At 33.9% G+C, this 25146-nt stretch carries 19 protein-coding genes; all 19 read right to left on the bottom strand.

Annotated features, from left to right (window positions below):
* Positions 1 to 37: 37 nt before the first annotated feature.
* Positions 38 to 2311, bottom strand: a complete 2274-nt coding sequence (locus H574_RS0106515) for a multicopper oxidase domain-containing protein (protein ID WP_027879798.1) — start codon at positions 2309 to 2311, stop codon at positions 38 to 40.
* 3 nt (positions 2312 to 2314) lie between these two features.
* Positions 2315 to 3550: a TolC family protein gene (locus H574_RS0106510; RefSeq protein ID WP_027879797.1), complete on the bottom strand. Its 1236-nt coding sequence runs from the start codon at positions 3548 to 3550 to the stop codon at positions 2315 to 2317.
* Positions 3550 to 7287: an efflux RND transporter permease subunit gene (locus tag H574_RS0106505; RefSeq protein ID WP_027879796.1), complete on the bottom strand. Its 3738-nt coding sequence runs from the start codon at positions 7285 to 7287 to the stop codon at positions 3550 to 3552. Before H574_RS0106505 ends, H574_RS0106510 begins: the two co-directional genes overlap by 1 nt.
* Before the next feature lie 107 nt (positions 7288 to 7394).
* Positions 7395 to 7808 (bottom strand): HYC_CC_PP family protein, encoded by a 414-nt coding sequence (locus tag H574_RS0106495; protein WP_036122971.1) that lies wholly within the window; start codon positions 7806 to 7808, stop codon positions 7395 to 7397.
* A 71-nt stretch (positions 7809 to 7879) separates the two neighbouring features.
* Positions 7880 to 9829 (bottom strand): heavy metal translocating P-type ATPase, encoded by a 1950-nt coding sequence (locus tag H574_RS0106490; RefSeq protein WP_027879794.1) that lies wholly within the window; start codon positions 9827 to 9829, stop codon positions 7880 to 7882.
* A gap of 11 nt (positions 9830 to 9840) precedes the next feature.
* Entirely contained in the window at positions 9841 to 10047 is a 207-nt protein-coding gene (locus H574_RS14550) for a GDCCVxC domain-containing (seleno)protein (RefSeq protein ID WP_081653185.1), read from the bottom strand.
* Positions 10047 to 10643: a mercuric transport protein MerTP gene (gene merTP, locus H574_RS0106485; protein ID WP_027879793.1), complete on the bottom strand. Its 597-nt coding sequence runs from the start codon at positions 10641 to 10643 to the stop codon at positions 10047 to 10049. The genes H574_RS14550 and merTP overlap by 1 nt, the downstream gene beginning before the upstream one ends.
* A 61-nt stretch (positions 10644 to 10704) precedes the next feature.
* The gene (locus H574_RS0106480) at positions 10705 to 11118 is read right to left on the bottom strand and encodes a Fur family transcriptional regulator (RefSeq protein WP_027879792.1); all 414 of its coding nucleotides are present in this window, start codon (positions 11116 to 11118) and stop codon (positions 10705 to 10707) included.
* Between the two features lie 2 nt (positions 11119 to 11120).
* Positions 11121 to 12326, bottom strand: a complete 1206-nt coding sequence (locus tag H574_RS0106475; protein ID WP_027879791.1) for an efflux RND transporter periplasmic adaptor subunit — start codon at positions 12324 to 12326, stop codon at positions 11121 to 11123.
* Positions 12327 to 12330: 4 nt separating this feature from the next.
* Entirely contained in the window at positions 12331 to 16665 is a 4335-nt protein-coding gene (locus H574_RS0106470) for a CusA/CzcA family heavy metal efflux RND transporter (protein ID WP_027879790.1), read from the bottom strand.
* Positions 16666 to 16782: 117 nt separating this feature from the next.
* Positions 16783 to 17094 carry a DUF6660 family protein gene (locus H574_RS0106465; protein ID WP_027879789.1) on the bottom strand — a complete coding sequence of 104 codons (312 nt, stop codon included), beginning with the start codon at positions 17092 to 17094 and terminating at the stop codon, positions 16783 to 16785.
* 46 nt (positions 17095 to 17140) lie between these two features.
* Positions 17141 to 19252, bottom strand: coding sequence for a Piwi domain-containing protein (locus tag H574_RS0106460; RefSeq protein ID WP_027879788.1), 2112 nt, complete (start codon positions 19250 to 19252; stop codon positions 17141 to 17143).
* Positions 19253 to 19258: 6 nt separating this feature from the next.
* Complete coding sequence (locus tag H574_RS0106455; RefSeq protein WP_027879787.1) at positions 19259 to 19552, bottom strand: helix-turn-helix domain-containing protein; 294 nt, start codon at positions 19550 to 19552, stop codon at positions 19259 to 19261.
* Positions 19553 to 19707: 155 nt separating this feature from the next.
* On the bottom strand, positions 19708 to 21459 hold the full coding sequence (locus tag H574_RS0106450) for a DUF3987 domain-containing protein (RefSeq protein WP_027879786.1): 1752 nt from the start codon (positions 21457 to 21459) through the stop codon (positions 19708 to 19710).
* Entirely contained in the window at positions 21456 to 22364 is a 909-nt protein-coding gene (locus tag H574_RS0106445) for a BT4734/BF3469 family protein (RefSeq protein ID WP_027879785.1), read from the bottom strand. Before H574_RS0106445 ends, H574_RS0106450 begins: the two co-directional genes overlap by 4 nt.
* Entirely contained in the window at positions 22351 to 22623 is a 273-nt protein-coding gene (locus H574_RS0106440) for a helix-turn-helix domain-containing protein (RefSeq protein WP_223878837.1), read from the bottom strand. The genes H574_RS0106445 and H574_RS0106440 overlap by 14 nt, the downstream gene beginning before the upstream one ends.
* A 20-nt stretch (positions 22624 to 22643) precedes the next feature.
* Entirely contained in the window at positions 22644 to 22946 is a 303-nt protein-coding gene (locus H574_RS0106435) for a helix-turn-helix domain-containing protein (protein ID WP_027879783.1), read from the bottom strand.
* Positions 22947 to 23102: 156 nt separating this feature from the next.
* Complete coding sequence (locus H574_RS0106430) at positions 23103 to 24050, bottom strand: DUF6617 family protein (protein WP_027879782.1); 948 nt, start codon at positions 24048 to 24050, stop codon at positions 23103 to 23105.
* Positions 24050 to 25144 (bottom strand): site-specific integrase, encoded by a 1095-nt coding sequence (locus tag H574_RS0106425; RefSeq protein WP_027879781.1) that lies wholly within the window; start codon positions 25142 to 25144, stop codon positions 24050 to 24052. The genes H574_RS0106430 and H574_RS0106425 overlap by 1 nt, the downstream gene beginning before the upstream one ends.
* Positions 25145 to 25146: the final 2 nt, after the last annotated feature.

The raw sequence follows: 25146 nt of genomic DNA, 5'->3' as shown, positions 1-25146 counted from the left end.
AGATTAATATTTGTTTATATAAAATTGTTATTTATTATTAAAATCGAACTAATAGTCCGCCACCCCAACCATATCGGTTATTATAATTCCCTTGAATTGAAAAATTTCGAGATAAGATGTATGATGCTCCAATTAACCATTGCGTTTCACCTTCATAAGATTTGTTGTTTTCTAACTCATTAACCCATCCAAAATCTGCTCTGTATTCGTATTCTCCTTCGAGAAAAATTCTAGGAAAAATCAATAGTTCTCTGTCTAAACGTATTCTTGGGCGCAGTTGATGGTCCATACTCACATCGACATTAAATCTGTAAGGCGTGAAATATTTAACTCCAACCAATCCCACAGTATTGAATGTATCATAAGAATCTGGTGTTGAAGTTTCAGTATTTACACCTGCATACACACGTACCCAATCATTGAGATATCTGTTATAATTTACTTCTATCTCGGCATTTTGGTTATAATCAAACTCGGCACGTAGTCCAAATTCGTTACGAATGTTGCTTGACATCAATAAAAGTTCATTAAAGTTTGAACCTACACGTGCAGCTCCCCAAGAGTAATAATGGTCAGTTTCATCAATTAGTTTTTGAACTGGATAAGGTTTCATCCTTTCATCGCGTGGTGTATCATAGCTAAATACTCTTGCCATACCACCCATCATATGATATAACACGTGACAATGAAAGAACCAATCACCATATTCTTCGTTATAAAATTCGATGACCACTTTTTGCATAGGTGGTACATTGACGGTATGTTTTAATGGGGAACGTTCGCCATTTTCATTGATGACCCTAAAGTAATGTCCGTGTAAGTGCATTGGATGATGCATCATTGTTAGGTTATTCAAAGTAATTCTAGTAACCTCTCCACCTTTAATTTTAATTTTGTCTGTTTCCGAAAGTGGTATGCCATTCAAACTCCAAACATAACGTTGCATATTACCTGTTAGATTAAGTAAAAGGTCGGTTACAGGTATGTCTGCCTTATAAGTCGTGTTTTCTTTTGCCTTTAAAAAATCATAATTGAAATAGGTTTTACGTGTGTCATAATTAAATGAAGTGGTGTCCTTTTGCATCATCTTATGATTCATTGGCATCACATCCTTTTTCATTTCCATATTCATTTCATTCTCCATCTGTCCATCTTTCATATCCATATTCATCTTCATCCCATATTTCTGCATTAGGACTTCTGGTGTGTTACTGTTTTTATTTCCTACTAAAGCAGGTGCACCCATCTTCATATCCATTTTTGCCATTTGCTTCATCATAGCTACTTTATCTGGTCTGTCTATAACTGTTGCTGGATACAGTTTTCCGCTACCTAAACGAATGGACATATTACCAGAACCATCTTGTGCTGTTGCGGTAATTTCCAATGTGCCTTCTGGAATGGTTACAATCACATCATAGGTTTCGGCAATTGCAAAAAGAAATCGGTTTTTATATTTTGGTGTTACATCCACACCATCACTCGCTACAATCATCGGGTTACCACCACCAAAATCCAGCCAATAATAAGATGAAGCAGATGCATTAATAAAACGTAGTCGTACTTTTTCACCTGCTTTAAACTCTGGATATTCTGCAACTTTTTTACCATTGGCTAAAAACGCAGGATAGTAGATATCTGCAATATCTGCACCTTCCATTCTATCGCGCCAAAATTTGAATTGTGCGCCTAATGCATCTTCTTTTATAACTCTGCTTAATGGTACCGCTGTTCCTTTTTTAACCTGATACCACTCATTTCCTCGTTTAAGGTTTCGCAGTACATTTATTGGTTTTTCATTTGTCCAATCGGAAAGGACTACGACTAAATCCTTATCATAGTCCAAGGTCTTTTCTTTAGGATGAATGACTATTGAGCCATAAACTCCTTTTTGCTCTTGCAACATCGTGTGGGAATGATACCAATATGTGCCAGATTGGTTTATAGGTATTCTATATTGAAATGTAGTGTTTGGTTTTATAGGTGGCGTAGTTAAATAAGGTACACCATCATAAAAATTAGGAAGTATTAAACCGTGCCAATGTACAGAGGTTTCTTCATCCATTTTATTGGTTACATTAATAATAGCGAGGTCACCTTCATTAAATTCTAATGTAGGTCCTGGAATTCCACCATTAATGGTCATTCCGTTTGCGGTGACACCTCCAAGCGTCATTTCATTTTTTTCTATGGTAAGGTTATACTCTTGTATGTTTCGGCCTTCTTCTTTTCTATCTTGACCATTTGTACCAACTTGGGCAAATGCCATTGAAGTTAGAAACAAGAGAAATATTGTGTTAAATGTTTTCATTGTTTACTGAATTAAATAATTAATGATTGTACTTTGCACATAGTAGGTCTTCACAGATTCTATTTGGTTCATTTGAAACTTTAGCTGCAACTCTTGAATATCCAAAACATCATTAAAATCAATCGTTCCTGTTTCATAGCTTTTGATTAAAATGTCTTCTGCATCTTTGGCTTGCTGTAGGTTTTTGGTTTGGGTAGCATAACTTATTCTTGCAGAAATGCGTTCGTTATTCGCTTTGTCTAAAAGCGTTTCCAATGCATTTAAACGTTCCTGTTTTTGAGCAGTAATTTCCTGCTGTTGCAAATCATTTTGTTTGGTTTGGGATTTATATTTCTTATTGAAAATTGGGATAGATACCGAAACCATTGGCATTACAATATCCTTTCCGTTATCGCTGAAATCCATATTTGGTCTTTCAGCAACATTGATATAATCTAATCCAAAACCAATCATTGGACTGCTTTCTTTTTGATTCAATAATTCTGATTGCTCTATGGATTGATAGAGTTTATCAAATTTTAGTAATTCAGGATGTAATGCTAAATTTTCAAAAGTAATATCAAAGTCTTCTGAAGGTATCATTAAACTATCTACCACATTCACGGTAACATCATTATCTCTATTCAATAGATTATTGAAGTTAGTTTGTTCTGCTAAAAACTGTTGTTGCAATACATCTTTTAATTGTTGCATTTCGTTTTGACGCATTTGCAATCGCAACACATCTACTGCGGATGCTTTACCAACCTCAACAGAAGTTAATGCCAACGTCTCATAAGTTTCTAATAGTTTAATGTTTTCAGTTAAGACCTCTTGCTTTGCTTTATTGGCGTATAAATTATAATAGGATTGCGATACCGAAGCCATTAGTTTTCGCTTTGCGATAACAATATCTTCATACTTAACATCTGCTAACGAACTCACATAATTTTCTCTTGCCGAAATATTACCAAACCACGGTAACATTTGTTTTGCAGACACCTTAAAGCGTTGAGCACCTGTTCGAGTTTCTGGTTCACTTACAAAATAACCAACTCCAAATTCTGTATTAGGAACCGTATTTACTTCATTTACTTTTTCTGAAACCCTTTTGTATTGCAATTCAAATTTTTGAATTTCAGGATTGTTATCTAATGCTTCATTAATGAGCACATCTAATTGTTGCGCATTTCCTTTGAGAACAAAGATTAAAAAACAAAGAAAAATGACTGACTTTATGTGTGATTTTATATGTTTCATTATACTGTTCTTTTAAGTTTAACTTCTGCTTTCCAACTATATAAAACAGGGACTACAAATAGTGTTATTAAAGCGATTAACATTCCACCAAAACTTGGTATTGCCATAGGTATCATAATATCACTACCTCTTCCTGTAGATGTTAATACTGGTAATAATGCCAATATGGTAGTAGCAGTTGTCATTAAACAAGGTCTAATACGTTTTTCTCCTGCTTCTACTACTGATGCTCTGATTTCTTTTTTATTTTCTGGTGTATTTCTATCAAATGTTTGTGTTAAATAAGTTGCCATTACAACTCCATCATCGGTTGCGATACCAAATAGTGCAATAAACCCAACCCAAACCGCTACACTTAAATTAATGGGGTGCATTTGAAATAAATCGCGCAGATTTTCACCAAAGACATTGAAGTTTAAGAACCAATCTTGACCATAGAGCCATATCATTACAAAACCACCAGCAAAAGCAACTGCAATACCTGTGAATACCATTAGTGATGTCCCTACTGAACGAAATTGGAAATACAGAATTAAGAAAATGATTGCCAACGCTAAAGGCACAACAACCGACAAGGTTTTTTCTGCTCTTAATTGGTTTTCATACGTTCCTGTAAATTGATAGTTAATGCCTTTTGGTACAACCAATTCGCCATTATCTATCTTTTCTTGAATTAAGGTTTGTGCATTTTCAACCACATTTACTTCTGCAAAACCATCCATTTTATCAAATAACACATAGCCAACTAAAAAAGTGTCTTCACTTTTAATTACTTGTGGACCTTGTTCATATTTTATAGTCGCCAATTCACTTAACGGAACAGGGCTTCCTTTTTCAACAGGCACATAGATTTGTTTTAAATCGGTTGGATTTGCTCTTAATTCTCTTGGGTAACGAACTCTAACACCATAACGCTCACGACCTTCTACTGTTTGTGTTAATACCATACCACCAACAGCCACTTTTAAAACATTTTGAACTTCCTCAATGGTTACGCCATAACGAGCAATTTTCTCTCTATCAATATCAATTAACAAATAGGGTTTACCTACAATACGGTCTGCAAAAACAGCTTCATCTTTTACACCTTCAGCTTGTTTTAAAATATCTTCTAATCGCATTCCAAACGCTTCAATCTGCTTTAAATCTTGCCCTTTTATTTTAATACCCATTGGTGCTCGCATTCCTGTTTGCAACATTACCAATCGGGTTTCAATAGGTTGCAATTTTGGTGCAGACGTTACGCCTGGTAATTTGGTCACTTTTACAATTTCGTTCCAAATATCATCTGGTGATTGTATTTCTGGTCGCCAGTTTCGGTAAAACTCGCCATCATCGTCTGGGATTAATTGAGACCTTTCTACATTTAATAAAGTTGACTTTATAAACGCATTGTTCTCGACTGCGCCCGAACTGACAGCTATATTTTCATTGTGAATTAAACGACCATCTTTTAATTGATATAATCCATCTTCATTGACTTTGAAACGTTGACGTTCTCGGTTTTCATTCAGCATATATTCTGACTTATACTGAATAACATTTTCATACATTGATAGTGGTGCTGGGTCTAATGCAGATTCTGTACGACCTGCTTTTCCAACTACAGTTTCGATTTCAGGAATACTGGCAACTGCCATATCTAACTGCTGTAAAACACGCTTATTTTCTTCTACACCAGAATGTGGCATAGAAGTAGGCATCAATAAAAAAGAACCTTCATTTAACGATGGCATAAATTCTTTGCCTGTGTTTTTCATAATGAAAAAACCAGTAATGACAATTGCAGTTGGAATTGAAAGAAATAGTAATTTATTATCTAAACACCATCTTAAAATTCGAGTATAATACCTGATAAACAATGAGAAAACACCCAATAAGCCAAAGCAAATGACACTCACAAAAATGAGGTTCCAGAAGATACTTTTATCAACTCCTAAAGGTCTCCAATATTCCGCTAACAGAAATACTATTGCTGTTGCACATATTATGATATTAATTAAGTTGGATTGTTTTTCGGTTATTTTGTTTTGAGTACTTAACAATGCTGTAATACCAAAAGCTATCAAAATCAATCCTAACCAATACCCATAGACTATGGCTACGATTCCCAATGCTATTAAAACGCCATTTAAAACATATTTAAAAGTGTTTTTAATGGATTTCTTTCGGAATAAGAATGCAGCAAAAGGCGGAATTAAAAATAACGCTACAATAATGGATGCTGTTAATGCAAAAGTCTTTGTAAAGGCTAATGGTCTGAATAGTTTTCCTTCTGCTCCAATCATTGTAAATACAGGAATGAAACTAATAATGGTGGTCATTACTGCGGTTACGATTGCACCAGACACTTCAGCTGTTGCATTGTAAACTACCGTGTTAATGGATTGTGTACCATCATCTTCATCTAAATGCCGAATTATATTTTCTGATAATATAACACCAACATCGACCATTGTACCAATAGCAATAGCAATACCTGACAAGGCGACTATATTGGCATCGACACCAAATAGCTTCATCGCTATAAATACCATTAATACTGCTACTGGTAATAGTCCAGAAATTAGTACTGAAGCTCGAAGATTAAACACCATAATAATAATGACAAGAATGGTAATTAAGATTTCTAAAGTCAATGCTTCATTTAGAGTCCCTAAAGTTTCTTGTATCAGTTCTGTTCTGTCATAAAATGGGACTATTGTTACTTGGGAAGTTCTACCATCCGCCAATACTTTTGAAGGTAATCCTGCACTTAATTCATTAATCTTCTCTTTCACATTATTGATGACTTCCATTGGGTTAGCACCATAACGAGCCACAACTACAGCACCAACAACTTCAGCACCTTCCTTATCTAATAATCCACGTCTTGTTGCAGGACCTAATGAAACTTTACCTATATCCTTTATTCTAATTGAAGTATAATCTTCTGAAGTGACTACTGCATTTTCAATGTCTGAAATGGATTTAACATAACCCAAACCACGAACTAAATATTCTGCTTGATTAATTTCCAAAGTCTGTGCGCCAATATCCTTATTACTTTCTTTTACAGCTTTAACAATATGATGTAACCCAATGTTATATTGACGCATTAGTTCTGGGTTTACATCCACTTGGTACTCTTGAACATAACCACCAATTGATGCAACTTCAGAAACACCGCTTGCAGAGGACAAGGCATATTTAACATAGTAATCTTGAATACTACGTAATTCGTGTAAATCCCAACCACCTGTTACATTACCGTTCTCATCACGACCTTCAAGTGTGTACCAAAATATTTGTCCTAATCCTGTGGCATCTGGACCTAACGCTGGATTAACACCTTCAGGCAATAAACCACTTGGTAATGAATTGAGTTTTTCGAGAATACGACTTCTACTCCAGTAAAACTCTATGTCTTCTTCAAAAATGATATAGATACTTGAAAAGCCAAACATAGACGAGCTGCGTATGGTTTTTACTCCAGGAATACCCAACAATGATGTGGTTAATGGATAAGTAATTTGATCTTCAATATCTTGTGGTGAACGACCGTCCCATTTCGTAAATACAATTTGTTGGTTTTCACCTATATCTGGAATTGCATCTACAGCTACAGGGTTACTTGGCAAAAATCCTGTATCCCAATTAAAAGGTGCATTAACAGTTCCCCATCCAATAAAAAGGACAAGTAGTAAAACTGCAACGAGTTTGTTTTCTATTAAAAATTTGATGCTTTTATTTAGCATATGATTGATTTTAAACAATTAGACAATAGTGTTGTAAAAACACCGAATACAGTAAATTATCCTTACGACATTGCAGTCATAGGATAAAAGAGTCTATTGTTTAAAAATCAAATTAAGTATGTCTCGTCAATCTTGTAGAGTTGCCTTATGACGAGTGGTGGTTTGTATTCTTCGTAGGTAGATACATTACTGTCTAAACCTTCAAAAAGGTTAATGTAAGTATAAACAAATGAAGCGATGAATACTTGTTGCTCAAACGTGATTTTGTCAACTTGCAATTGTAATTCGTCTTGACCTTCAATTGCTAATTGTTTATCATCACAACAATTTTTCTTGGTAATAGAACATTCTTCGGTTGAAGGCTTTTCCATTTCCATTCCGCAACCTTTGGCTTTTTGAAAGATAGCAGATTCTACTAAAGTATCTCCACAATAATGCATATTCACAGTAAATGACATTGTAGAGAATAACACTACAAAAGTCATTGCTAAAGACATTATTTTATGGAAAATCTGCTTCATATTGATTACGAAGTTACGAAATTTTAACAACTATTGATTTTGTTTAACAGAAGTTTAATTGATTAATCTGCTTAATCCCATTTCATTTTCTGCAATCGAACTGCATTTAAAATTGCTAATAATGCTACTCCTACATCTGCAAAAACAGCTTCCCACATTGTGGCAAAACCACCTGCTCCTAATATCAAGACAATAACTTTAACTCCAAACGCTAAAATGATATTCTGCCAAACTACTTTGCGTGTAGAACGACTAATTTTAATGGCTCTCACTACTTTTGATGGTTGGTCGGTTTGAATAATGACATCTGCTGTTTCAATAGCTACATCACTACCCAAACCACCCATTGCAATACCAACGTTACTTGCTGCTAAAACAGGCGCATCGTTTATACCATCCCCTATAAATGCTACTTTATTTTCAGGATTCTTTTTTAAAATTTCAACTTCGTTTAACTTATCTTCTGGTAATAAACCACCTTTAGCATTTTCGATATTCAACTCTTTAGCGACTTGTTGCGTGATGGAATCTTTATCACCGGAAAGCATCATAATATTTTTAATGCCTACTTTGTGTAATGCTGTAATAGTTTCTTTTGCATCTTCCTTTAATTCATCTGCTATGACTACATAACCTGCAAATTGATTATCGATTGCAACTAATACTATCGATTCTACAATAGATTCCGTTTCAGATGGAACATTTATATTATTCGCAGTCATTAAGGCTTTATTTCCTACTAAAACTGTTTTACCATTTACAATGCCTTTTAAACCTTTACCTGCAATTTCAGAAACGTCTTGAGCTTCAAAATCTTCTCCTTTTGCTTTATACTCTAAAATGGCTTTTGCAATTGGATGCGTGGATTGCTCTTCCATCGCCATTAAATATTGCATAAATTCGGTTTCATTCCAACCAATTGCTTTTACTTCTTTGATTTTAAAAACACCTTTGGTAACGGTTCCTGTTTTGTCCATTACCAAAGTATTTATCTTGGTCATTGCATCTAAAAATGAAGCACCTTTAAATAATATTCCATTTTTTGAAGCTGCTCCCAATCCACCGAAATATCCTAATGGAATTGAAATCACTAACGCACAAGGACAAGATATTACCAAGAAAATTAATGCTCTGTATAACCAATCTCTAAACACATAATCATCTACAAAAAAGTATGGTATAAAAGTTACACCAATAGCTAAAAACACTACAATTGGTGTGTAGATACGAGCAAACTGTCTGATGAATAATTCTGTTTTAGACTTACGAGCTGTAGCATTTTGAACCAAGTCTAATATTCTCGCAATAGAACTATCTTCAAAGGTGTTGGTTACCTCAACTTCAACAACACTTTCTAAATTGATACTACCTGCGTAAACCTTTGCATCTTTCTGAATAGAATCTGGTTTGCTTTCGCCTGTTAATGCTGCGGTGTTTAGAGATGCTTTTTCGGATAATAAAATACCATCCAATGGAATTTTTTCACCTACTCGAATTTGTATTTTCTCGCCAATATTTACAGCTTCTGGCGACACACTTATATAATCACCATCACGAAATACATTAGCTTCTTTTGGTCTAACATCTAATAAGGCTTTAATATTTCCTTTTGCTCTATTAACTGCTGCGTTTTGAAATAATTCTCCTACTGCATAAAATAGCATTACTGCAACACCTTCGGGATATTCGCCAATGGCAAATGCACCTAAAGTGGCTATGGACATTAAGAAGAACTCTGTAAAAACATCACCTTTTTTAATACTATTCCAACCCTCTTTCACAACAGGAAGGCCTACAGGTAAATATGCAATACCATACCAAGCAATACGAATCCAATCCTTAAAGAAGGAAACATCAAAATAATCTAAACCTATACCAATGATAAGCATTGTAAAACTTATGATTGCAGGTACATAGGTTTTGAATGCACTACCATTACCGTGATTATGACCATCATCGTGAGAATGTTGTTCTTCTGAATTTGGTTTTAAATCTCTTAAATTGACTTTCTTTTTTTTCATTTAGTTTTGTTTTAGCAACAACTTTTGTTTTGTTGAATTGGTGGACAAGGAACTGTACCATAAGAACAATACACACAACAATCACCTTCGTTTGGTTTTAGAACCGTTTTACAATGCTCACACTCGTAAAAGAATTGACAAGCGTTAGTTGGCATATCTTCCACTTTTTTATGACCGCAGTTAGGGCAAGTGATTTCCGATTTTAATATGGTTTGCATCAATTTTCTTTTTTATCAGTTACTTTATAACCTGTAGCATTAATTGCTTTCTCAATCTCCAATTCATTGGTTTTAGTTTCGTCAAACTCAATGATTGAGTTACCATTTTCGTATGATGTTTTTGAGTTTACAATTCCGTTAAGTTTATTTACTTCGTGGTTTACGTGAGCTTCACAACTGGCACAGGTCATACCACTTATTTTATACTCTGTTGTTTTGATATTTGAGTTATTAACTATTATGATTTGTTTTTCGGTTTTTGGATATAACATACTTGAGTAGTATGGGAAAGCCAACATCACAATTGCAAATGCTGTTACCACTCCTAAAAAGGTTTTTGAATGCATAAATTTTGGTTTTTCATCCGTTTCACATTCGCCGCAGTCTATTTCTTTTTCTGGCTTGAATTTTTGATACCAAGCAAAGAGAAGAACTACTATTGTTAGCCCAATTAAGTAAGGTCTAAATGGTTCTATCCAAGAAAAAGTTGAAGCTACACCGCTTGTTCCTGCTATTAAAGCCAAAACAGGTGTTATACAACATAATGAAGCTGTAATTGCTGTAAGCAAACTTGTTATCGCTAATTTACTTTTCATAATTACTTAATTCTTTGATTACAAAAATGCAATTAAAAAGCGTGCAATGGAAGTGCATTTATTATCCACTACACTTATCACATATACCTTTTACAACCAAGTTTACATTTTCCGAAACAAAGCCATCAGGTACTTTAATTTGTGGTATTTTATGTTCTGTTAGGCAAATGGTTTCATTGCAATTATTACAATGGAAATGTAAATGCAAATCGTTTTTTATATCACAATTACATCCCTCTTCGCATAACGCATATTTCGTAATTCCTGTACCATCGTCAATTTGATGCACAATATCCTTTTCTTCAAAGGTTTTAATAGTTCTGTACAAGGTAGTTCTATCTGCTTTTTCAAAAGCATTTTCAATATCACTTAATGTTACCGCTATCTCTTTTTCTGCAAGAAACTTATAAATTAACATACGCATTGCTGTAACACGAATATTTTTTGACTCTAATACTTGTTCTATTGTTTCCATAATTAATCGTGGTCTTCCGCTTCTCCTTTTTTCATTTCTGCCATAAGATAATAAGCATTGTTATAAGCGAATTTTGTGTTTTCATCTATTTCTTCAGTAAATTTAATTGCTACCCATTTGCCATCTTTTTCTCCAACAATCACTTCAACAGGTTTAAAGCTCCAATCATCATTTTCTTTTTCTCCTGAAAATATATAATGTTTATCTCCTTCTTTAAAAATGGCACTTTCCGGTAATGCTTTAGTTTGGGTATTATTTACTTGAATTTTACCTTGAATATACATCCCAGGAATTAAATTACCTTTTTTGTTTTCTATTTCTGCGTGAACGTGAACTGCTTTCGGGCTGTCTTCAAACGTTTTACTCACGGAATAGATTTCTGCGGTAAGTTCTGTATCTGGTATAGATTGTACCGTAAAGTTTACTCTTTGACCCTTCTGTACTTTATGGACATCTTTTTCAAAGACCATAAAATCTGCGTGAGCGTGATGCGTATTTACTACCTCAAACAACTCTGTTTGTGGCTCTACATATTGTCCTGTTTTTACTTCAACTTTTTGTACGAAACCCTCTATTGGACTTCGCAATGCTATGCGCTGTGAAATTGTGCCATTACGAACAGAAGTTGTATTGACGTTCAATATTCTTAATTGTGCTTGCAGACCATTTACTATTGCTTTTGAAGCATCATATTCTGCTTCTGCCTTTTGAAAATTAGCACCAGAGCCAACGCCTGCTTCATACAGCTTTTGTTGACGTTCATAATTCTTTTTTAGAAAATTACTATTGCTATAAGCGTTTAAATAATCCGTTTGTAATTTTATAATATTTGGGTGCGATAGATAAGCCACTACTTGACCTTTATTAACCTTATCACCTTCAATCACTTCAATTGAAACGACATTTGCACCAACAACAGTAGTAATAGCTGCTTCGTTTTGTGGTGGTACTTCTAACGTTCCGTTTGCTTCTACATAGCCGCTCATATTACGTAATGCCAACGTATCTATTTTCATTTTTAAAGCATCGAATTGCTGTTGTGATAGCATTACTTCTTCGCTTTCATTATGTTCTTCATTAACTTCTGTTTTTTCTTCCTCATCGTGGGAATGGCCATCATTCTCGTTATGATTTTCTTTATTTCCGCAAGCTGAAACAAAAATGGTTAACACCATTACGGTAAGAATTTTATATATTTTATTTTTCATTGTCTTATTGATTAAAATATTGTAATTGAAATGTGCTTTCTAAATAGTTTACTAATGCAGTCTGTGCTTCAAGTTCCGATTGAATTGCTTCTTTTATCAACTGCGTAAATGCAGTATAATCAATTTCGCCTTCTCTATATGCCAGTAATGCACCTGTTTTTTGCTCTTTTGTTAATGGTAAAACTTGGTCTTTGTAAAACTCCCAAGACGTTTTCCATTTGAAATAATTTTCTTTAGCCTGAACAAACCTTGATTGTACTTCCTGTTTTTTGAACGCTACGTTGGTTTCTGCTATTTCTTTATCAATTCTGGCACTTCTAACTTGTGCTTTGTTAGAACCTGATAAAAACGGAATTGAAATTCCTGCTTGATAGGTGTAAAATCCTGAATTGCCATTGACACGCTGTAAGCCACCTTGAAGATTGAACTTCGGTAAATTATCTGCCTTTGCAGCTTTATATTTGGCTTCTGCTTCATCTACAATGTTCTGCGACATACTGTACAATGGATGATTTTCAATACTGAACGTTTCCATATCATTCTCCATCACTACGTCAAACTCATCTGAAACTGTAAAAACTTCTTCTGATACCAACCACAAATTGAATTGTTGTAAGGCAATAAGATAATTACTATAGGCTTGCGCTTTTTTATTCTGAATTTGAAACGCTTGATTTTTTGCTGCTGAATATTCTAATTTAGAAATGGCTTCGACTTCATAATTTAAAGCTACTGCTTGTTCAAATTTGGAATAAATGGAATCCAGTTCTTTATACAAGTTATAGTTCCGTTTCATTTGATAGCATTTAGACCACGCTTTTTTTACTTCCAATTCCAGTTCCAATTCGGAAAGTTGAAAGGCTTTTTGTGCTAACTGAATGCGTTGTTCTTGTAACTTCCTTTTTGAACCAATACCAAACACATCAATATTAGATTGACCAATACCTATGGTTGTATAAATACCATTGCCACTATTAACTTCTTCTCCACCTGTAAAAATTTGAGTCGTTCCGAAATCATAGGCAGTCGCTTTTAATTGTTCTTGTTTTGTAATTTCCAACTGCTTTTGCTTCAATAATGGATAATTACTTTTTGCGAGTTTAACAGCTTCCTGTAATGAAATTTCGGGAATTGTATCATTCAACTCTTGTGCATTACTTTGTGGTGAAAAGCCAAATAGTAATAATACAACTGCTGTTGCTGTTACTAACTTTTTATTTGGCTTAAACGTAAAAGATTTGTTTTCTACCCAATGATATAAAATTGGTAAAACAAATAAGGTAAGCAAAGTTGAAGTTAATAATCCACCAATAACTACAGTTGCCAAAGGACGCTGTACTTCTGCACCAGCTGATGATGAAATAGCCATTGGTAGAAAGCCTAATACATCTGTAAAAGCAGTTAGCATAATAGGTCTGATTCTTCGTTTAGTACCTTCAACTATTCTATCCTTTAAATTGGTTACACCTTCTTCTTTTAATTCGTTGAGTCCGCTTATCATTACCAATCCATTTAATACCGCAACACCAAACAACACAATAAAACCAACACCTGCCGAAATACTAAATGGCATATCACGCAACCATAAGGCTACTACACCACCAATAGTTGCCATTGGGATGGCTATATAAATCATTAAGGTTTGAGGTAGTGATTTTAATGCAAAGTATATTAGTATAAATATGAGTAATAAGGCGATAGGAACAACGGTTTGTAATCGGTTGCTGGCACGTTCCAGATTTTCAAATGCACCACCATAGCGAATAAAATAACCCGATGGTAGTTCCAATTGTGCATCTAATTTTGATTTTATTTCAGTTACCAACGATTTTACATCTCGACCTCTGACATTGATACCTACATAGGTTCTTCTGTTGGTATTGTCTCTACTTATTTGCATTGGTCCTGCTTTGTAACTTACATCAGCTACTTCGCGAAGTGGAATCTGTGCACCAGAAGGTAAGTTGATAAACAAATTTTGCACATCTGTTATGTCTTTACGATTATGAGAACTTAACCTAACCACCAAATCAAATCGCTTTTCTCCTTCAAATATAGTACCTGCTACTCCTCCTGCAAAAGCTGATTGCACAATTTGATTTAACGTGTTTATTTGAAGTCCGTATTGTGCCAATTTATTTCTATTGTAAGTAATGGTCATTTGTGGCAATCCTTTCGTAGCTTCTGCTCGCATATCACCTATACCTTCAGTATCTGCAATAATTTTTGATATTTCCTCTGCTTTTTGAGCGAGGATGTTTATATCTTCGCCATAAAGTTTAACAGCAATATCTTCTCTAATACCTTCAAGCAACTCGTTAAAACGCATTTCAATAGGTTGGGTAAACTCATAATTAACGCCAGGAATAATTTCGACTGCCTCTTTTATTTCTTCAATGAGTTCATCTTTTGAAGACACTGTTGTCCATTCGCTTTTAGGTTTTAGGATTACAAAAATATCCGCAAAATCCATCGGCATTGGGTCTGTAGGCACTTCGGCAACACCAATACGACTAACAATTTTTTCTACTTCTGGAAATTTTGCTTTTACTATTTGCTCTATTTTAGTGGTAGTTTCAATGGTTTCAGTAAGGGAACTACCTGGTTTTAAAATAGCGTGAAATGCAATATCACCTTCATCGAGTTGCGGGATAAATTCACCACCCATTCTTGAAAACATAAAAACGGTTATCCCAAACAACACAACTGCAATACCAATTACCCATTTACCTTTTCGCAAGGCTCTAACCAATAAAGGTTGATATTTGTCTTCAACCCAATGTACAAATCTATCTCCATAAGATTTTTTATCATTTTTTGGTGCTCTTAACACTAAAGCAGACATCATTGGCACATAGGTTAAACACAGTACCATTGCACCAATCATAGCAAAAATAAAGGTCAATGCCATTGGTTTAAACATCTTTCCTTCAATACCTTGTAAGGCTAAAATGGGTAGAAAAACGATAAGGATAATCAACTGACCGAAAAACGCAGCGTTCATCATCTTTTTTGAAGCATTAGACGCCACTTTATCTCGCTCTTTGGATGTAAGCTGTTTCTTTTTTAGTACTTGTGATGCAATGAGAAATACTGTACTTTCTACAATAATTACAGCGCCATCAACTATAATACCGAAATCTATTGCTCCCAAACTCATTAAGTTTACCCAAACATCGAACACGTTCATTAAAATAAAAGCGAATAATAAGGATAATGGTATTGTTGAAGCAACGATTAAACCACCTCGCCAATTACCCAATAAGAAGATAAGCACAAAAATAACTATCAATGCACCTTCAATAAGATTTGTGGTTACAGTAGAAGTTGTTTCGCCAATTAATTTACTTCGGTCTAATAATGGTTCAATAATTACGCCTTCTGGTAATGACTTTTCAATTTGAGCCATTCGCTCTTTTACATTGGCAATAACATCATTGGAATTTGCACCTTTTAGCATCATCACCAATCCACCTACAACTTCACCTTCACCATCTTGGGTTAATGCACCGTAACGTATGGCAGAACCGAATTGCACAGTTGCAATATCATTAATAGTTACAGGAATATTATTAACGGTTTTTACCGTAATTTTTTTAATGTCTTCTAAACTCCGTACCAAGCCTTCTCCACGAATAAAATTAGCCTGATGGTTCTTTTCAATATATGCACCACCTGTATTTTGATTATTGGCTTCAAGTGCATTAAAGACATCTGTAATGGTCAATCCAATTGCGTTTAAATCGTTTGGGTCAACCGCGACTTCGTATTGTTTAATTTTACCGCCTATAGCGTTAACCTCAACCACACCTTCTACCATTGCCATTTGACGTTGTACAATCCAATCCTGCATTGAGCGTAAATCTGCAATGTCGTATTTGTCTTTATACTCTGGTGCTACTTTTAAGGTGTATTGATAAATTTCCCCTAATCCTGTGGAAATAGGTCCCATAGTAGGTTCTCCAAAACCAGCTGGAATTTGTTCTTTGACTTCGTTTAGTTTTTCGGCTACTAATTGACGAGGTAGATATGTTCCCATATCATCGTCGAATACGATGGTAACAACCGATAAGCCAAAACGAGAGATTGACCTAATTTCCTTTACATCAGGCAGGTTGCTCATTGCAACTTCCACAGGGTAGGTTACAAATTGTTCAATATCTTCTGTACCTAAATTAGGTGCTTGTGTAATAACCTGTACTTGGTTATTGGTAATGTCTGGAACAGCATCGATTGGCACTTTGGTCATACTCCAAATACCTGCTCCAATTATGGTAAGCGTAAGCAAACCAATAATGAATTTGTTATTGATTGAAAAATCAATGATTTTATTAATCATAGTAAAATTTTAATTCAGTTAAACATATCATTTTGCGCTTCGCGCAAAATAAAAGCGAAGCAATGCTTTTGTTAAAAAGCATTGCGTAAGGATATAGCTATCCTTTAAAAAACTGAATTATGCCTGTGGTGGCTGTAAAATGGAAGTGGTAAAATCTTTTTTTATACCGTTTAAGTAGAGAAAATCTTGAGAAGAAATGTATTTAAACTCAAATTTTATTTCTGCGAATTTGAAATAAGTTGCGTTTATATGGCAACATTGGCAAATACAAAATGGGGAACATAAATCTGCATCTTGATGTTGGTGGTTATCACCTAAATCTTGAGAAATTTTTTTTTTAACTTCATTGTCAAAAGTACCTGTATCTTCACAAGGCACTAAATTTAGTGTGAAGATATAGATTGACAATATGAATGCTAAAAATTTCATTAAGGCAAATATAAGAATTTTTTAATGCAATGGTTGTGCAAATTAATTACAAAAACCATAAGGCATCTTTGGCATCGTCTGGAACACCATTATTAAATCGTGGTGCTATTTGTGCTACCATTTCTGGATATTTTATAGTGATTGGAACATTTTGTTGTCGAAGTGATTTCCAATACAATCTGCTAAACTGATACACTTGTGTTAATAATTCTAACACTACATCTGCATCTTCAAAAGCATCTTCATCTGGACTGCTTATTTTTATCTTTATTGGGAATGGATAACCATCTGTATCTGAATAAAAACGGTCACTTGGATAACGTGCATTATTAAACAATAGGAATTGATTTTCGCTAATTCGTATGTATGTCCCACTAACTGGCATTAGCTTTTTATTCCAATTAAGGTCGTAAGCAATAATATCTTCTGCTTCTGTTTTATTGATATTTAGAATGTAAAGCGGAATTTTTAACCCTAATGTATGCATCCCTCTAATAATTGGTTTTAGTTCCTCGTAGCTCATTTCCTTATAAAAGTGAATGACTACTTTATCTGCTTCTGCAACCGATGTAAAATCTCTAATGGCTTTACATATACTTCCTGCCAATAGGTCTGTTTCGCTTTGGTCAAAATACTCGAACTTTCTAAACAAGCCATTGTTTTGAAAGCTAAAGGCACTTGCTATATAGCGTCTGTTTTCGCCTTGATTGGTAAAAGCACCAACACCAATTACTAATTCTTTTTTATCGGTTACTGCTAGTTTCCAAGGTGCACCACCTAATTTGGCGTGAATTGCCAATGCCATATTTTGTAATGAAAATTGGAAGTTGTATTGATTCTCGATATTAACCACCATTTTTTCATAATCAACAACCTGTGTAACAATGCCTTCGTTTAAAAATAATTCTTTGATTTGAATATAGATGTCTCGGTCTTCGGGATTTGGTGTAAACTTATCGAAAGGACTTAAATAGAACGCTGCATATTTTATATTATCGTGGTCGAAGGTTAAGCTCTCTAACTTTTCAACTATTTCTGGTATTGGGTTGTTTTCGTTGGTAAACTCAATAAAATGTTCTTTAGACGTTGAAGCCTTAATATTTACATAAGCCTCAATTCCTTTAAAATACTTTTTATCCGCAGTAACACCAGTTTTAAGGTTATTATAAAAGGTTTTAATTGCTTCTTTATGTGAGGTATGGTACACAAAGAAAAACTTAATGTTTTGGTTGTTTGGTCTTTTATAAGGATTAAGATTATTCATTGCCAATTTAGGCACTAAATGGGTTTTCTTGTTACCGTATTGGTCTTTACCAAATTCTAATAATCCCACTTGTGGGTCGATGTGGTTGATACGATTGAGTGGCACATCAATAAACGCATCAGTCTTAAACGGAAATATGGCTTTAAAATCTTCTGTAAACAGATAATTGGTAGCGAAATTATTAATAAGTGCTACATACTTTTGGTATTTGTTGGCTGGTCTTACAGGTTCCTCAATAGGTATGTTTAATGCTCGTGCTAATGGCAAATTAAAAATAGGGAATGCTTGGTCAAACTGAATAGCATTGTGAAATTCTTGTTTTTCCTCTGTATCGAGGTCCATTTGGTAATTAAACGTTTTTTGACCGTATACACAACGCTTTATTAACTCTGAATCCTCTATATCCTTAACCGAAGTTGTAAGGACTTTTGATGTGCCATCATACGATACAATAAGCTCTGGTAAGTCGGTTAATTTTGCAAATTGTATTTTAAATGAGAATTTATAGTAGAGGTTATAGTCTGCTGTATTCCCTTTTTTTGATGGCATCCACACTTGTACATCGCCAACAAAGTTTTTTACTACTATATAGTCTTTAGATTTAAAATAGTTTCTTAATTGATGTTTAAGGAATTGCTTGTAAATTCTTAATTCTCTACCATCTACTAAATTTAGCTTAATGCTTGGTGCATCTGGTATTTCTGTTGTAAATGTTGTAAATATTTGGTCTTTGTTAGATAAGTCTGCATCTGGAAACACCTCTTTAATCTGCCTTGAAAATTTAGATTTATGTATGGGATGGCTACCTTCTATATCCTCTGAAGTTAAATAAATGGTAGGCGCACTATTAGGCCATTTAAAGTTAAGTATGTTGGTTTTGAGGTGTTCTTGCATAGACTATTATTTTTTTGTCAATCTATTTAAATTTTCTTCCGCTATTTTGAGGATTTCCGTATGTTCCTTTTCATTTTTGAGCATTAGTACAATTTGTTCGGACATCCATAGCTTAATTAATTCGTTTTCATCTTCTTTTAATGTTTTGGCAAAAGCAACTACTTGTTCGCGTCTTGCCATCCGATTTCCTCTTTCTATTTTGCTTAAATAGGCAACGTCCATATTTAGGTTTGCAGCCATTTCCCTTAATAGCAAATTGCGTTTTTCACGCAATGAGCGTATGTATTCCCCAAATTCCATAATAGAATTATTTAGACTTGTCAATATTTGTCTAATTTAAGAAAAGGAAACAAAAGGAAAGTAAAAAGATATAAACAGTTATTAACAGGTAATGAGGAAGTTGAGGATTTGAGGAAATCCATTTAATCATTTCCTTAAATCCTCGAAATCCTTAACTATGTCTTTGCAGGATTTGAGTAGTTATTGTGCGCTTCTCTATGTATTAAACCTGCATCAACAAATTTGGTAATATAGCCTTCTGCTGTTTTATGTGGGATGCTCTGTTTTGTCGCTAAATCTAAATAATCTTGTCTGCTAAATTGCTTTGGCAAACTTTCTAAAAAGCGTTCTTTTCTATTTGAACGTTTTGTTGTTTTTTGCTCAATTGGTAAATCATTAAATACTTTACTACTGTGTTTTACTAAAATTGAAATTATGGTTAGTGCGTTTTCAAAATCCATATCCTCACATTCTTTAGTTGCATTTACATCACCATCTTCCATAATTCGGAATGCTGTGAATAGCATCATTATCCTAAACGCAATTAAGCCTAATCGCCTTATTGTTGCGATGTACTCTTCAGGTTGTAGGTTGATGTATTTGGTCTGTAAGGATTCAAAAAAGGTATTGAATTGCTGTTGTTGAGTTGTGGTTAATCGTATTTCAATCTCTGGATTGTTTTTTAGCGTTTTGTACAATTCTAAAAACTCACTACCTAATTGGTTATAGTAATCATCTAAACCTACTTTATTGCTATTTTGAAACACGTTTTTCCAAGTTGGTTTTATATTCATATAGTAAAACATAAAACGACTAAACAAACCATTTTCGGCATTGGGTATTAAGGTTGCCACTTGTTTAGGTGTGCCTGATAATACTGTTGACAAACACGGTTTCTCAATATCTACATATTCTCTATCTGTTCTGCGATAATAGCTTATAGTTTCGTGATGAAAGGCTTTACGAAAACCATCGGAATAATTACCATAATCGCTTTTAAAGGCTTGTGCTAACGTATCGCCTTCGGTTTCAAAAATTAACCCTCTGCCTTTATTATCAGAAATTAATTGATATACGCCTGTTACACTATTGTTAGCAGGAATAAACAGCATTCTTTCTGGTGGTTTACTTGGTTTTTCCAAGTTTTCATCTTTACCCTTGTTCATATTGTAAGTAGCAGTTTCTGCTTGAAATTGCTGTTTTAATACTTTGGCTTGTTCCCGTTTTAACTTGTGAACAGGTTCTACCAAATTTTTAATTTGGTTAAGTCTTCCTTTACCTGCAGATGCAGGTGCTGTAACAAATAGATATAAATTACAAAACACTTTACGTTGGTCATAGATTCCGAAGAGTTTAGGAAAGCACGCACTAAATGCTGTTAATGCGCCTAATAACAAAATGTCCTTTTCTTCCTGACCATTAGCAGGGTTTACAACTTGTTGTAAAAACTGTGGCAAATTCTCATATACCTTTTCTGGTATTGTTGGCATTGCTTGGTTGGGTGTATCAACAATAGTTGCAACGTTTGTTTCAACTTCGTTGTTGTTTTGTTGTTTGGTCGGTTTGATACCTGATTGATGTGCGTAATGGTAAAAGGTAGCAATAGTAATTCCGTGTCCTTTTGCATTTAAGCATTTGTTGAATTGTTCATCACATTCTTTTGAATCATAGCCCGCATAGTTTTTGCTTATTCGGTGGAAATAATCTCTTCCTGTTTCTCCATATTCTTCAGCTAAAGCAAAACCTAAATCTCTCCAAGTTGCATAGTTTCCTGTTATGTCTGTACCTGATTGCTCGATTGCTGAAATGTAGGATTCAATGTCGTTATCAGCAACAGCAACAACGTGAGTTATTGTCTTGTTGCTTTTTGGTTTTATTGGCTCTTTAGGAACTTCTAACCAATCTTTTGGGTTAAATATTTTAGTCATAATGCTTGATGTCTTTTATGTAGAAAGGCTGTTGGGTCATATGGTAAAAAACACGCTCTGGAAACGTCTTTACCTGACTGGTCAACCTCAATGTTATAATTGTGTTTAATGTAATTTGCTACTGCTGTGAAATATTCTGAATGTGATACTTCTGAAATATCTATTCTAATAATCCATTTTAAACCATCACCAGATGGTGATATGAATAGCATTTCGGTTTCAAAATATTCATCATTTAAGAGCTGTGTTCTTAACTCTTGTAGATTCTCTAAATGGTCAAAATCAATGGTTAATAAATTAGAATGCTTTAGCAAATTTTTATCGCCTCGTTTTTCAAATATTCCTGAAAGTGTTACGTAATCAAAGCGATTTGCTTTGAATTTACGTGCTTCTTTTACATTGGTAATTGCTCTTAATTCTTCAGTAATCCTTTTGTATTTATCACTTGTGATTAATGCAAATATTTGATGCAGTCGCAATGTTTCCGCAGGAAATACATTACGAACAGGTGCTTTGAAAAAGCTACAGTAAGCATACCAGGTATCGTCTGGTTCGTTTAACCATTCTAACTCGTCATTTTCTTTGATTTCTAAATTCAGATGTACTGCTTCATTTATTTTCTGCAATAAATCAGCTTCATCAATAGTTTTAAAATGATATTTGGCAAATTCAAATACATCACCGTTAAAGGTTTTTAGTTCGGTATCTCTATGGGTTGCAATCACTCCATCAATATGAATCCGTAAAGTTTCTTTTCCACCATTAAATGGGTTACGAGTTATCCCGCAGTCCCTTCCTTTTACGGAAAGGACTGTTGTATCAGGATAATACTGTCTTAACACATAGGCATAAATCTTTAAGCCATAATGTGTTTTGTCTAAAATTGCTTCTCTACTTATTTCCATCTTGCTTGAAATTATGGTTGTAGTAGTTATCTTGAAGCAATTGCTCTATGTCAGCAACTCTATAGTAAAATTTACCTTTTACTTTGCTGTAAGGCAAAGTGCCATTGGTTCTTAAAGTTTGCAACGTACGCTTACTAATATGTAAAGTCTGCAATACATCTTGATTGTCTATCCACGTATCCTTTAATACTTCTGCTCTCGATTGTCGCAACAATTCGATACGTGCTTTTAAGTCCTTGATATCTTGCGAGAGTGCCAAGATTAAATCGATTATTTCAGTCATAACTTCACCGCTCCTTTCTTAATGAGGTAATCGGCAGCTTGCTGTTCGATTTCATCTCTTGAGTCCATACGGTTACGTAGTAACCAATGGTCTAACTCTTCTCGTTGGAAATAAATCTTTTTACCATTCGGTTTATAATGTGGAATGGTTCCCGTACTTGTAAGTTTATACAAGTGCGATTGGGATAATTCTAAATACTTGCAAGTTTCATTAAAGTTTAATACTTGCTTTTGCATTGTTTGTTGCTCTAACAAGAGTTTTTCAATGCGGTCTAACTTTTCGATGATATTTGTATCCATCGTTTATTTTGTTTTAAATAAATGAGGACATCTGGCCAAATGTCATTCTTGGTTTTCAAGAACAGGACAAAGGTTGAAAATGTAGATTTTTAAAAAATGAAGATTTTTAGGTAGTATTGAGATTACATTGAGAAAGCTCAATGTTCTCAATGTTTTTTATTGCATTTGTTTGAAAATATTATCAATAGTTTCTTTTTCTTTAAAAGTATATTGCTTGCTTGAAGATAAATTTTGAGCAGTTAACTCAAAATCATTTTTAGTATAAAACTTATTAGACCTTTCAATTTCGGATAACTTTAAATTTTTAAATTGAGGTTTTAGTTTATCAAAGATGTATCTAATTGCAGTTGTATTAGCTTCAAAATAAATATTAAAATTTAAAGAAGTAAAATCATCTGTTGTTAGAATCTCTAACAGCTGTTTTGTAGTCGTTCTATTTTCTAATAAATCTATTTTAATTTGAAGCTGTTCAAGTACTTTTAAAAGATTTGATTTATCTTTTCCTTTAAACGCAAATGAGGTTTTCGGTAAGCTTTTAAGTTTTGATATTGTTTTGGTAGCCACTTTTTTAGTGGTGTTCTTTTCTATTAAGCTAACATCAAAAGTTTCATCATTAAAGTATTTTTCTGCAATTTCAGAAATAGAGAATTTTGTATTTTCCGAAAACTGTCCGTATTGCTCTTGTAGTTCAGAATACAACCTTATTACAGATGCTTTTAAGTAGTTTATAATATAATTGTCATCATTATTTAAATCTGCTGTTACTCCTCTTTTATTGATATAAGTTGAAATGTCATTTAAGTACTTATCAAATTTATTAAGTAGAATGGTATAGCTGTATTTATTTTCTGGTGTGGTTGTATTTTTGGGAAATTCCTTTACAAATGATGCTACTGTATTTTCTGTTTCATTAAATATTAGCTTTTGGTAGTATTCTTTTTTCGCATTTAAAGGCTTTTTAAAGTTTACTTTAAAAACTGCGTTATTAGCTTTTGGATTCAAATTAAAATCAGACAATAAGTATTTAAAATCCTTTTCCTGCCTATTATCTCTATGTAAGCCATTGGTTATTGAAACCAAACTTGAAAATATACTTCCTTTCATTACAAATCCAGTTGAATACGGTTAGCAGCTTCTTTCTTTTTATCGTCAATTACTTTAGCATAAATCTGTGTAGTGCGTAACTCTTTATGACCTAATAATTTTGATACTGTATAAATGTCTGTACCCAAAGTTAATTGTAAAGTTGCATAGGTATGACGCGCACAATGGAACGTGATATTTTTTGTTATTCCTGCTTTAAGCATCCATTGTTGTAACTTTAAATTTGACCAGGCACTATAATGCAAACCATCAAATACTTTATCGTCTGGATTACCTTTTTCTCCTAATAGATTTCTTGCTTGGTCTGAAATTGGTAAGGTTTCGACACCTTTAGTTTTCTTTTGCCTAAATCGGATATAATATCCCATTTCTTTAGAGTGCTGGATTTCTGACCATATCAATTTTTCAATATCTGACCAACGTAATCCGGTTAAAGCTGAAAAAATAAAAGCATTCTTTAAAATAGGCAGTTCACATTCTGTATTAACTGCCTTTTGTAATTCATCAAGCGTTAAAAATTCTCGTTGAGGTTCACCTTGTTTGAAGTATTCAACACCATTTGCAGGATTTACTTTTAAAATACCATCCTTGACCGCCTGTTTTAATGCTGCTGAAAATTTTCCGAAATATGAATATTTTGAATTTTGAGACAGTTTTTTACCTGCTCTACTTATTGCATCTTTATCTAAATACTCTTTGAAACGCTCAACAAATGATTTGTCTATGTCTTGAAAACTAACATCAGTTGGACAAAACTTTTTTAAATGTTTTAGCATACTATTCCAATTTCCATAGTTGCCAGAGCTTGTATTTTTCTTTTCTGCTAAAGCTGTGATGTAAGTAATAAAACTGCCTTTTAGCTTTTCAATATCTTGAAAGCCATAAATACCGTTTTGAATTTCAATCTGTCGTTGTGCACAAATAGTTTCTGCAAGTTGCTTCGTTTTCCTATTTACCTCTCTTTCCGTTTTGGTTTTAGGATTTGGTGTAAGGTATAAGCGTAAGTATTCGGTTTTACGTTTACCTTTATGATAGTAATCTAAATACAGGCTTATTTTGTCGTTCTTCTTGCGTTGTCTTAATGTTACTTTCATAA

Source organism: Mesoflavibacter zeaxanthinifaciens DSM 18436 (assembly GCF_000422365.1).
In the GTDB taxonomy this organism is placed as follows: Bacteria; Bacteroidota; Bacteroidia; order Flavobacteriales; family Flavobacteriaceae; genus Mesoflavibacter; species Mesoflavibacter zeaxanthinifaciens.
The sequence above is the reverse complement of the archived record's forward strand: the minus strand, read 5'-3'. Positions and strand labels throughout refer to the sequence as shown.

What these genes read in the sequence shown, in the direction of transcription:
- H574_RS0106435 (WP_027879783.1), bottom strand. Translation starts at nt 22,946, where the DNA reads ATGGATACAAATATCATCGAAAAGTTAGACCGCATTGAAAAACTCTTG.
- H574_RS0106470 (WP_027879790.1), bottom strand. Translation starts at nt 16,665, where the DNA reads ATGATTAATAAAATCATTGATTTTTCAATCAATAACAAATTCATTATT.
- H574_RS0106450 (WP_027879786.1), bottom strand. Translation starts at nt 21,459, where the DNA reads ATGACTAAAATATTTAACCCAAAAGATTGGTTAGAAGTTCCTAAAGAG.
- H574_RS0106490 (WP_027879794.1), bottom strand. Translation starts at nt 9,829, where the DNA reads ATGAAAAAAAAGAAAGTCAATTTAAGAGATTTAAAACCAAATTCAGAA.
- H574_RS0106480 (WP_027879792.1), bottom strand. Translation starts at nt 11,118, where the DNA reads ATGGAAACAATAGAACAAGTATTAGAGTCAAAAAATATTCGTGTTACA.
- H574_RS0106425 (WP_027879781.1), bottom strand. Translation starts at nt 25,144, where the DNA reads ATGAAAGTAACATTAAGACAACGCAAGAAGAACGACAAAATAAGCCTG.
- H574_RS0106455 (WP_027879787.1), bottom strand. Translation starts at nt 19,552, where the DNA reads ATGGAATTTGGGGAATACATACGCTCATTGCGTGAAAAACGCAATTTG.
- H574_RS0106515 (WP_027879798.1), bottom strand. Translation starts at nt 2,311, where the DNA reads ATGAAAACATTTAACACAATATTTCTCTTGTTTCTAACTTCAATGGCA.
- H574_RS14550 (WP_081653185.1), bottom strand. Translation starts at nt 10,047, where the DNA reads ATGCAAACCATATTAAAATCGGAAATCACTTGCCCTAACTGCGGTCAT.
- H574_RS0106475 (WP_027879791.1), bottom strand. Translation starts at nt 12,326, where the DNA reads ATGAAAAATAAAATATATAAAATTCTTACCGTAATGGTGTTAACCATT.
- H574_RS0106495 (WP_036122971.1), bottom strand. Translation starts at nt 7,808, where the DNA reads ATGAAGCAGATTTTCCATAAAATAATGTCTTTAGCAATGACTTTTGTA.
- H574_RS0106445 (WP_027879785.1), bottom strand. Translation starts at nt 22,364, where the DNA reads ATGGAAATAAGTAGAGAAGCAATTTTAGACAAAACACATTATGGCTTA.
- H574_RS0106465 (WP_027879789.1), bottom strand. Translation starts at nt 17,094, where the DNA reads ATGAAATTTTTAGCATTCATATTGTCAATCTATATCTTCACACTAAAT.
- H574_RS0106430 (WP_027879782.1), bottom strand. Translation starts at nt 24,050, where the DNA reads ATGAAAGGAAGTATATTTTCAAGTTTGGTTTCAATAACCAATGGCTTA.
- merTP (WP_027879793.1), bottom strand. Translation starts at nt 10,643, where the DNA reads ATGAAAAGTAAATTAGCGATAACAAGTTTGCTTACAGCAATTACAGCT.
- H574_RS0106460 (WP_027879788.1), bottom strand. Translation starts at nt 19,252, where the DNA reads ATGCAAGAACACCTCAAAACCAACATACTTAACTTTAAATGGCCTAAT.
- H574_RS0106505 (WP_027879796.1), bottom strand. Translation starts at nt 7,287, where the DNA reads ATGCTAAATAAAAGCATCAAATTTTTAATAGAAAACAAACTCGTTGCA.
- H574_RS0106510 (WP_027879797.1), bottom strand. Translation starts at nt 3,550, where the DNA reads ATGAAACATATAAAATCACACATAAAGTCAGTCATTTTTCTTTGTTTT.